At 43.7% G+C, this 222-nt stretch carries 1 protein-coding gene; it reads right to left on the reverse strand.

Annotation, left to right across the window (positions count from 1 at the left end; translation table 11 throughout):
* The coding region (locus tag ACJTHF_RS14100) for a thrombospondin type 3 repeat-containing protein (protein ID WP_407812645.1) at positions 1 to 222 on the reverse strand (222 nt) is incomplete at both ends.

The following is a 222-nucleotide window of genomic DNA, read 5'->3' on the forward strand; positions in this document are numbered from 1 at the left end:
AACTTTGTTTGGAATACCATCACCATCAGTATCTTCGTCCCCATCGTTTACACCATTACCGTTGGTATCAGCGTTTGTTGGATCAGTGCCGTTAGCTTCTTCGTCTTTATTATTAACGCCATCGCCATCGATATCATTATCTTGATTATCAGGGATGCCATCTCCGTCTGTATCCTTCGGAGTAGAGATATCTGGCTTACCGTCGCCATCTTTATCCGTTAC

Origin of the sequence: Mammaliicoccus sp. RAM2, assembly GCF_045897195.1 — a bacterium.
Classification (GTDB): Bacteria; Bacillota; Bacilli; order Staphylococcales; family Staphylococcaceae; genus Mammaliicoccus; species Mammaliicoccus sciuri.